Source organism: Stenotrophomonas sp. YJH_SMC_138, assembly GCF_059369855.1.
Genome location: NZ_JCAFTB010000003.1, coordinates 249,136 through 258,853, shown reverse-complemented (window position 1 = coordinate 258,853; position 9,718 = coordinate 249,136). Strand labels below are relative to the sequence as shown.

At 68.6% G+C, this 9,718-nt stretch carries 5 protein-coding genes; 2 read left to right on the top strand and 3 right to left on the bottom strand.

The window, feature by feature from the left end:
• Positions 1 to 279: 279 nt before the first annotated feature.
• Positions 280 to 4,164, bottom strand: a complete 3,885-nt coding sequence (purL, locus tag AC5P7I_RS09315) for a phosphoribosylformylglycinamidine synthase (protein ID WP_262088341.1) — start codon at positions 4,162 to 4,164, stop codon at positions 280 to 282.
• Positions 4,165 to 4,985: 821 nt separating this feature from the next.
• Between purL and AC5P7I_RS09310 the strand changes: the two genes are divergently transcribed.
• A complete protein-coding gene (locus tag AC5P7I_RS09310; RefSeq protein WP_014645883.1) occupies positions 4,986 to 7,085 on the top strand; it encodes a glycosyl hydrolase family 18 protein in 2,100 nt (699 codons plus the stop codon).
• 121 nt (positions 7,086 to 7,206) lie between these two features.
• Here AC5P7I_RS09310 and AC5P7I_RS09305 read toward each other — a convergent pair whose 3' ends face one another.
• Both AC5P7I_RS09305 and xerD read right to left on the bottom strand, forming a co-directional pair.
• On the bottom strand, positions 7,207 to 7,992 hold the full coding sequence (locus tag AC5P7I_RS09305; protein WP_014645882.1) for a thioredoxin fold domain-containing protein: 786 nt from the start codon (positions 7,990 to 7,992) through the stop codon (positions 7,207 to 7,209).
• A gap of 100 nt (positions 7,993 to 8,092) precedes the next feature.
• Complete coding sequence (gene xerD, locus AC5P7I_RS09300) at positions 8,093 to 9,070, bottom strand: site-specific tyrosine recombinase XerD (protein WP_046428433.1); 978 nt, start codon at positions 9,068 to 9,070, stop codon at positions 8,093 to 8,095.
• A 56-nt stretch (positions 9,071 to 9,126) separates the two neighbouring features.
• Here xerD and AC5P7I_RS09295 point away from each other — a divergent pair, with 56 nt between their 5' ends.
• On the top strand, positions 9,127 to 9,618 hold the full coding sequence (locus tag AC5P7I_RS09295) for an RDD family protein (protein ID WP_262088246.1): 492 nt from the start codon (positions 9,127 to 9,129) through the stop codon (positions 9,616 to 9,618).
• Positions 9,619 to 9,718: the final 100 nt, after the last annotated feature.

Genomic DNA, 9,718 nt, shown 5'->3' with positions numbered 1-9,718 from the left:
GCGAAATGAATGATTCTGAAACGGGGTTCAAGTGTTAACGGCAACTTTGCAGATCGTCAAGACTTTGACACGACAAATCCTATTGCCGTGAAGCAGTTCACTATTTCACGTGTTTATAAAGGCATTTTGTTAGACATACGTGACGAACTGCTGGCGCATGAAAAACGGATGTAACTAGCGGCCAGATCAGCAATTTCACGCACACAAAGAAAAACCCGCCGACAAAGCGGCGGGTTTTTCCATACGCGGTGGCATTGCGGCCTGCGCGGAACGATGCGATCAGCCGCACCACACCCGCGCGTTGCGGAACATGCGCATCCACGGCGAATCACCCTGCCATTCAGCCGGTGCCCAGCTCAGGTTGAGCGCGCGCGGGGTGCGCTCCGGGTGCGGCATCATGATGGTGACGCGGCCGTCGGTGCTGGTCAGGCCGGTGATGCCGTCCGGCGAACCGTTCGGGTTCAGCGGGTACTGGCTGGCGACGTTGCCATGGCCATCGATGTAGCGCAGCGAGACGCGGGCGGCAGCCTGGTCGACGGCGTTGTCGAACACGGCCTGGCCTTCGCCGTGCGCCACCGCTACCGGCAGGCGCGAGCCGGCCATGCCACGCAGCAGGATCGACGGCGATTCCACCACTTCCAGCAGCGCGGTGCGGGCTTCGAACTGCTCGCTGGCATTGCGGCGGAACTGCGGCCAGTGTCCGGCACCGGGGATGATGTTCTTGAGCTGGCTCATCATCTGGCAGCCGTTGCACACGCCCAGCGCGAAGCTGTCTTCGCGCGCGAAGAACGCGGCGAAGGCATCACGCAGCGCACTGCGCTCCAGGATCGAGGTGGCCCAGCCACGGCCGGCACCGAGCACATCGCCGTAGCTGAAGCCGCCGCAGGCGACCAGGCCGGTGAAATCCTGCAGCGCCACGCGGCCTTCGATCAGGTCGCTCATGTGCACGTCGAAGGCGCGGAAGCCGGCACGTTCGAAGGCGTTGGCCATTTCGATCTGGCCGTTGACGCCCTGCTCGCGCAGCACCGCCACGCGCGGACGCGCACCGGTGCTGATGAACGGTGCTGCCACATCCTCGTTCAGGTCGAAGCTGAGCTTGGGCTTCAGGCCCGGTGCGTTGAAGGCACGGGCGACCTCGCGCTCGGCATCGGCGTTGGCCGGGTTGTCGCGGCGCTTCTGCATCGCGTGGGTGACCGACCACCAGGCGTCGAACAGTGCGTCCCAACGCCATTCGGCCAGGTTCTCGCCACCCAGCGACACGCGCACCACCGGCGCGGTGGTCGGCTTGGCGATGCGCTGTGCGCATTCGGTCAGTGCGTGGCGTTCGACCAGGTCGGCGAACGCAGCGCGGTCTTCGCGCGCGATCTGCACCACCGCACCCAGTTCTTCGTTGAACAGGCTGCGGAACGGATCATCGCCCCAGGCATCGAGCGTGATGTCCAGGCCAAGGCGCGAAGTGAAGGCCATTTCGCACAGCGCGGCGAAGGCACCACCGTCGCTGCGGTCGTGGTAGGCCAGCAGCAGGCCGGACTGGCGCGCATCGCGGATCAGCTCGAAGAAGCCACGCAGGCGCTGCGGATCGTCCAGGTCCGGAGCGGCACCGGCGAAGGCCGGCAGATCGCCATGGTCGGCGTGCACCTGGGCCAGGATCGAACCGCCCAGGCGCTGCTTGCCGGCACCCAGGCCGATCAGCCACAGCTCGCTGTCCACGTCGCGGTCGAGCAGCGGGGTCAGCTGCTTGCGCACGTCGGCGACCGGCGCGAACGCCGAGATCACCAGCGACACCGGCGACACGCTCTTGTGCGCTTCGCCCTGGTCGTGCCACTGCGCCTGCATCGACAGCGAGTCCTTGCCCACCGGGATGCTGATGTCCAGCTGCGGGCACAGTTCCATGCCCACCGCCTTCACCGCGTCGTACAGCAGTGCGTCTTCGCCCGGATGGCCGGCCGCGGCCATCCAGTTCGCCGACAGCTTGATTTCATCCAGCGCATCGACCGGGGCCGCACACAGGTTGGTCAGCGCTTCGCCCACCGCCATGCGTGCCGACGCAGCGGCGTCGAGCAGGGCCAGCGGGGTGCGCTCGCCGATCGACATCGCTTCGCCGGCCACGCCATCGAAGTCGGCCAGGGTGATCGCCACGTCGGCCACCGGCAGCTGCCACGGGCCGACCATCTGCTCACGCGCGGTCAGGCCACCGACGCTGCGGTCACCGATGGTGACCAGGAAGTTCTTCGAGGCGACGGTCGGGTGCGCGAGTACGCGCAGGCCGGCTTCCTGCAGGTCCAGGCCGCCGGTCTTCAGCGCCGGCCAGCGCGGTGCCGGCGGGTGCGCGGTGTCGCGGTGCATCTTCGGCGGCTTGCCGAACAGCACGTCCATCGGCAGGTCGATCGGCGCATCGGCCGGGGTGTGGCCCGGCACGGCACCGTAGGCCACCACCAGGTGCTCCTCGGCGGTGGCCACGCCAACGGCAGCGAACTGGCAGCGCTCGCGGGCGCACAGCGCGGCGAACTCGGCCAGGCGCTCCTGGGCCACGCCCAGCACGTAGCGCTCCTGCGACTCGTTGCACCACAGCTGCATCGGCGACAGCGACGGATCATCGGTGGGCACCTTGCCCAGGTCGATGACACCGCCGACCTTGGAGTCGTGCAGCAGTTCGGGGATGGCATTGGACAGGCCACCGGCACCGACGTCGTGGAAGAACTTGATCGGGTTGTTGGCGCCCATCGCCACGCAGCGGTCGATGACCTCCTGGCAGCGGCGCTCCATTTCCGGGTTGTCGCGCTGCACGCTGGCAAAGTCCAGGTCCTCGGCGCTCTCGCCGGAGGCCACCGAACTGGCGGCGCCACCGCCCAGGCCGATCAGCATCGCCGGCCCGCCGAGCACGATGACCGCATCACCGGCCTGCAGCGGGATCTTGTCGACCTGCACGCGGTCGATCGCGCCGAGGCCGCCGGCCAGCATGATCGGCTTGTCGTACGCACGCACCAGATCGGCGCCTTCGGGCAGCTCGAAGCTGCGGAAGTAGCCGAGCAGGTTCGGTCGGCCGAATTCGTTGTTGAACGCGGCGCCGCCGAGCGGGCCGTCGGTCATGATTTCCAGCGCCGGCGCCATGCGCGGGTTCAGCGCGCGCGGCGCTTCCCACGGCTGCGGCAGCTCGGGGATGCGCAGGTGCGAGACCGAGAAGCCGGTCAGGCCCGCCTTCGGCTTGCCGCCACGGCCGGTCGCGCCCTCGTCGCGGATCTCGCCACCGGCACCGGTCGAGGCACCCGGGAACGGCGCGATCGCGGTCGGGTGGTTGTGCGTTTCCACCTTGATCTGGAACGCGCTGGGCACCTGCGGCTCGCGGCGGTATTCGCCACTGGCCGGATCGGGGCGATAGCGCGAGGCCGGATGGCCTTCGATCACCGCGGCATTGTCGCTGTACGCGCTGAGCGTGTGCTGCGGAGTCTGCTGGTGGGTGTTCTTGATCATCCGGAACAGCGAGCGGTCCTGCTCCTGGCCGTCGATGGTCCAGCTGGCGTTGAAGATCTTGTGGCGGCAGTGCTCGGAATTGGCCTGCGCGAACATCATCAGTTCCACGTCCGACGGCGACCGGCCCAGCGCAGTGAAACGCTCGCGCAGGTAGTCGATCTCGTCCTGGGCCATGGCCAGGCCGAGGCGCTGGTTGGCGGCCTCCAGCTGGTCCACCGGCACGCGCTCCAGTTCACCCCGGGCCGGTGCCGAGAACAGCGCCTGGCCCTGTTCCACGGTCTCCAGCACCGACTGCGTCATCGGGTCGTGCAGCGCCTTGACCAGCGCCTGCTGGGCGGCGGCATCGGCCGGCCAGCCCTGCACGTCGATGCGCAGGCCACGCTCGACCCGGCTGACCGGCTGGCCGGCACCGCGGACCAGTTCGGTGGCCTTGCTCGACCACGGCGACAGCGTGCCCAGGCGCGGCACCACGATGCGGCTGACCGCGCCGTCGGCCACGGCTTCGGCCTGCGGCGCCGCTTCGAGGATGCGGCACAGGGTGGTCAGGTCGGGGGCGGCGCTGCCTTCTGGCTGCACGAAGTAGACGTGCCAGGCACCACTGATGCGCAGGGAGGGAGCGATGGACTGCAGGCGGGATTCAAGACGTTCGCGGCGGAACGGCGACAGGGCGGGCGCGCCCTCGAGGACCATCATGTCCGGGGAACCGTAGTTGGGAAACGGGCCCGACATTGTACCGGAAGCGGGGGAAGGGCTCTGGCCGGGCGGCGCCCGGCACCCGCCGAGGCCAGGGCAACGGCAACAGCAACGGCCAAAGCAAAAGCGGGGTTCCCGTGGGGTGGCGGGGTGGGTCCGGTGGCGGGGGACGCCGTAAACCCGTCCCTGGGGGCTTGACCGCGGCATCCATGCCGCGGACACCCCCGCCACCGGACCCACCCCGCCTTCGACAGATTTCCGCGATCTGCGGTAAATCCACGCCATGCGTGCATGCTCTGCGGTAGTGCCGGCCGCTGGCCGGCAACCAGGGAAATCTCAGAAGTCAGGCATTGAAGAGCGAAGCGACCGGCTTTTGCTTTTGATTTTTTGTTCTGTCTTTCGTGGCTGGCCGCGCAGGAACCTGTCCGTGGCCGGGCGGGTGGGTTGCGCAGGGGCGTAAGCGCCATGGATGGCGCGCCCGAGCCTACAGGGACGTATTCACGGCGTCCCCTGCGCAGCCCACCCACCCGGCCAACCCCAGAAATCTGCTTTTCGCGGAAAGCCCCCAGCCACGAGGGGGCTCCGCCGATGGCCGCCGACCGCGCGCAGCGCCGCTCTCCGCCCGAATCCCGGAACCATGCGCTTGCTCACGGATTGACCACGCGATTGATGACAACGTTGTCCCCACCTGGCGCCGGACTCTCTCCCCGGCCCCCCAGGTACCCCGTCCGCCCCCTCCGTCGCCTTCCCGGGCGACGCCCGGACCTGCGTCACGCGCGGCGCCATCGGGGCCCGCGCGCCCTTTGATCGGAGACTTACCCATGTACGACCCGATTGTGCGCAGTGCCGAACGTTCGACCCGAAGCTGTCGTCCCCGCCACCTGGCCTGGCTGCTTGCCCTGGCCGCCGGTACCGCCGCCCTGCCCGGCCTGGCGCAGGCTGCCAGCTGTGCCGGCGTGGCCCAGTGGGACCAGGCCAGGATCTACCGGGCCGGCGATACCCTGCAGAAAGGAGGCGTCCTCTATCGGGCGAACCAGGACATCTGGAACGCGCCGCCGGACCATCCGGCCGGTGCGCCCTACTACACCAACCTTGGTGCCTGCGATGGCAGCGGCAGCAACCAGCCGCCGGTGGTCAGCCTGACCTCGCCGGCCAACGGCGCCACCTTCAGCGCCGGCAGCACGGTCAACGTGACCGCTACCGCCAGTGACCCGGACGGCAGCGTCGCCAAGGTCGAGTTCTTCCGCGACGGCAGCTCGCTGGGCGTGGCCACCGGTGCGCCGTATGCGGCCAGCTGGGCCAATGCCAGCGCCGGCAGCCACACCCTGCGTGCGGTCGCGACCGACAACAACAACGCCACCACCAGCACCCCGACCATCACCATCACCGTCAACGCCGCCGGTGGCGACACCACCGCACCGAGCGTGCCGGGCGGGTTAGCGGTCGGCACCCGTACCGCCAACAGCATCGCGCTCAGCTGGAGCCCGTCCACCGACAACACCGGTGGCAGTGGCCTGGCTGGCTATGACGTGTACCGCAACGGCAGCCTGGTCGGTTCGCCGTCCAGCGCCAGCTATGTGGATGGCGGGCTGACCGCATCGACCACCTACCGTTACCGCGTGCGGGCGCGCGACAACGCCGGCAACGCGTCGGCGCAGGGCACCGAAATCAGCGCCACCACGCTGGCCGGTGACGGCGGCACCACCGGCAAGCGGGTCATCGGTTACTTCACCCAGTGGGGCATCTACGGCCGCAACTACCGGGTCAAGAACATCGACAGCAGCGGCTCGGCCGCACGCCTGACCCACATCAACTACGCGTTCGGCAACGTGCGCAACAACCGATGCGAAGTCGGCATCACCCAGCCGTCGGATCCGAACAGCGGTGCCGGTGGCGATGCCTTCGCCGACTACACCAAGGCCTTCAGTGCCGCCGAGAGCGTCAGCGGCAGTGCCGATACCTGGGACCAGCCGCTGCGCGGCAACTGGAACCAGCTCAAGCAGCTCAAGGCCAAATACCCGGGCATGAAGGTGCTGATCTCGCTGGGTGGCTGGACCTGGTCGCGCGGCTTCTCCAGCGCAGCGCGCCCGGAAAACCGCCAGGCCTTCGTCGCCTCGTGCATCGACGCCTACATCAAGGGCAACCTGCCGGTGACCGACGGTGCCGGCGGTGCCGGTGCCGCGCTGGGCGTGTTCGACGGCATCGACATCGACTGGGAATACCCGGTGGCCTGTGGCATCGAATGCGGCAAGCCGGAAGACAACGCCAACTTCACCGCGCTGATGGCCGAGTTCCGCCGCCAGCTCGATGCGGTGCGGCCAGGCCTGTTGCTGACGGTGGCGGTGGGTGCCGGCATCGACAAGATCCGTGTCACCGATCCGGCCGCATACCACCCGTACCTGGACTACATCAACGTGATGACCTACGACTTCCACGGCGCGTGGGATGCGAAGACCAATCACCAGTCGGCGCTGTTCGATTCGCCGAATGATCCGTCCACCGGCGACCAGAAGCTGTACAACAGCAACGACGCCATCGAGGCCTTCATCAGCCGTGGCGTGCCCGCCGCCAAGCTCAACCTGGGCATTGGCTACTACGGGCGTGGCTGGACGGGTGTGGCCAACGCCAACAACGGCCTGTACCAGACCGCGACCGGCGCCGCCCCGGGTACGTATGAAGCCGGCATCGAGGACTGGAAGGTGCTGAAGAACCTGGCGTGGCCGGGCTACACCGACAACACCGCCGGTGCCACCTGGATCTACAACGGCAGCACGCTGTGGAGCTTCGACACCCCGGCCAACATCACCCGCAAGATGGGTTACGTGAAGACCCAGGGCCTGGGCGGCGCGTTCGTCTGGGAGTTCAGCGGTGACGATGCGCAGGGCACGCTGACCAAGGCGGTCAGTGATGGCCTGAAGTAAGCAAAAGGCCGGGGATGCGACACGCATCCCCGGCTTCCTGCCTGTAGAGCCGAGCCCATGCTCGGCTGCGGAAACAGCAGCCGAGCATGGGCTCGGCTCTACAGAAAAAGACCAGCGACGATCAGCGCTTGGCCGACAGCTTCTCCAGCGCGGCACGCAGCTGCGCCGGCGGCAGGTAGCCGCCCAGCTGGGTGCCATCCGGCGCGAAGATCGCCGGCGTTCCATTCACGCCCAGCTGCTGGCCCAGCGCGTACTGCATCGCCACCGGGTTGGTGCAGTTCCTGGCCGGCACGCTGCCACCGCGCTTGGCGTTGGTCAGGGCCTGGCGACGATCCGCTGCACACCAGACCGAGATCATGTCGGTGTAGTCCTTGCTGCCCAGGCCCATGCGCGGAAACGCCAGGTACTCGACGGTGATGCCGTTGCGGTTGAGTTCGGCGATGTCCTGGTGCAGCTTGCGGCAGTAACCACACTCGATGTCGGTGAACACGCTGATGGTGTACTTGGCGTTCGGCGCGGCAAACACGATGCGATCGCCGTGGTTGGCCTTGGCCAGCAGGCCGCGGCGGTAACCAAGCAGGCCCTCGCTGTTGGCCGGGCCCTTGGCGCGGGTGTCGTAAGGCTGCGACTGGAACAGGTAGCGGCCGTCATCGGACACGTACAGCAGCTGGCCGGAAACGACGACCTCGCGGAAGCCGGGGAACGGCGCGGCACCGATGTAATCGACCTGGAAACCCGGATTGAGCGCGGTCAACGCGGCACGTACCGCCTGGTCGGCCGGCGCGTTGGCGGCCGGGCTGGCCTTGGCCGCAGCGGCAGCAGGCGCCTTGGCGGCCGGCGGAGCCGGCTGGGCGCAGGCGGTCAGGCTGAGCGCACCGAACACGGCGGCGATGGCAAATCGGAGCATGGAGCGATCCGCAACAGAAGAAGACTCCGGATTCTGACACAGCCGCCGGTACCGGGCCGCGCCGCCCGGCACGGCCCCGGGCAGCGATTCAGCCCGGAGCTCAGCCGCGCGGATGGTGGCGGGCGTGCAGCTTCTGCAGATGCTCGCGCGCTACCAGGGTGTAGATCTGGGTGGTCGACAAGGAACTGTGGCCGAGCAGCATCTGCAGCGCGCGCAGGTCGGCACCGCGGTTGAGCAGATGGGTGGCGAAGCTGTGGCGCAGGCCATGCGGGCTGATCCGCGCCGGGTCGATGCCGGCCACCTGCGCGTGGCGCTTGACCAGGTGCCAGAACGCCTGCCGGGTCAGCGCATGCAGCGTCGGCTCGATGAACAACGGGGTCTGCCCATCGGCCAGGGCGTGCACCTTGCCCTTGCCGACCAGCAGCGGGCGCGACTGCTGCAGGTAACGCTCCAGCCAATGCTGCGATTCCTCGCCCAGCGGCACCAGCCGTTCCTTGCTGCCCTTGCCGGTGACCCGCAACACGCCCTGGCGCAGGTTGACTGCCGTGGCCGGCAGCAGCACCAGCTCGCTCACGCGCAGGCCGGCGGCGTACATCAGCTCCAGCATGGCGCGGTCGCGCAGCCCCAGCGGGCTGTCGATGTCCGGTGCCGCCAGCAGCGCATCGATCTGGCTCTCGGCCAGCGCCTTGGGCAACAGCCGCGGCAGCTTCGGGGGGTCGAGCAGCGCACTGGGGTCTTCGCTGCGTTCGCCACGGCGCACGCCATCGGCGAAGAACGCCCGCAGCGCCGACAGCAGGCGCGCGTTGCTGCGCGGCGACCAGCCGTGGCGGGTGCGCCAGGCCAGGTAGTCGAACAGCCCGGGACGTTCGATGCCGGCCAGGCCACCGTCGCGTCCATCCATCCAACGCGCCAGCCCTTCCAGGTCGCGGCGATAGCTGTCCAGGGTGGCGCGGGCCAGGCCGTTCTCGGCCCAGATCGCATCGAGGAAGCGCTGGATGCGCACACTGTCGTCGGCGCGCAGCTCGGGCAGTTGCTGGACCAGCTGGCGGCGTTCGGCGGGGGTGGAAACAAGGGCCATGCATGCAGGATACGAGGGCCACTGCGGGCACGGCCAGCTTTGCGTATGCTCGGCGCATGTCCCGCCCTGCCACCGACACGGCCCCTGCGGCCGCTACCGAAACGCTCCGTCCGCGCGCGCTGCTGTCCTGGCGCATGCTGGCGATGGTCTACGACGCGCTGCCGGTGCTGGCGCTGTGGATGCTGGCCGGCACGCTGTTCACCCTCGCCTACACCTTCAGCGGCCACGCGCAGCGCGAGAACATCGCACCGTTCAGCGCCTGGCAGTGGCTGCTGTGGGCGGTGTGCTGGGCGATCACGGGGTGGTATGCCACGGCCAGCTGGCGCCGTGGCGGACAGACGCTGGGCATGCGGCCGTGGCGGCTGAAACTGCAGTCGCGCGATGGCACGTCGTTGCGGCGCGGCCAGCTGTGGCTGCGCTTCGCGGTGGGGACGCTGTCGCTGCTGCTGGGCGGCCTGGGATTCTGGTGGGCCTGGGTCGACCGCCAACGCCTGACCTGGCACGACCGCGCCAGCGGCACCCGCCTGGTGCGCATGCCCAAGCGGTGATGCACGATCTGTAGAGCCGAGCCCATGCTCGGCTGGCAGGCGGTGCGCAAAAAGCAGCCGAGCATGGGCTCGGCTCTACAGAATCCAGCACGCTGGGCCG

What these genes read in the sequence shown, in the direction of transcription:
- purL (WP_262088341.1), bottom strand. Translation starts at nt 4,164, where the DNA reads ATGATGGTCCTCGAGGGCGCGCCCGCCCTGTCGCCGTTCCGCCGCGAA.
- AC5P7I_RS09310 (WP_014645883.1), top strand. Translation starts at nt 4,986, where the DNA reads ATGTACGACCCGATTGTGCGCAGTGCCGAACGTTCGACCCGAAGCTGT.
- AC5P7I_RS09305 (WP_014645882.1), bottom strand. Translation starts at nt 7,992, where the DNA reads ATGCTCCGATTTGCCATCGCCGCCGTGTTCGGTGCGCTCAGCCTGACC.
- xerD (WP_046428433.1), bottom strand. Translation starts at nt 9,070, where the DNA reads ATGGCCCTTGTTTCCACCCCCGCCGAACGCCGCCAGCTGGTCCAGCAA.
- AC5P7I_RS09295 (WP_262088246.1), top strand. Translation starts at nt 9,127, where the DNA reads ATGTCCCGCCCTGCCACCGACACGGCCCCTGCGGCCGCTACCGAAACG.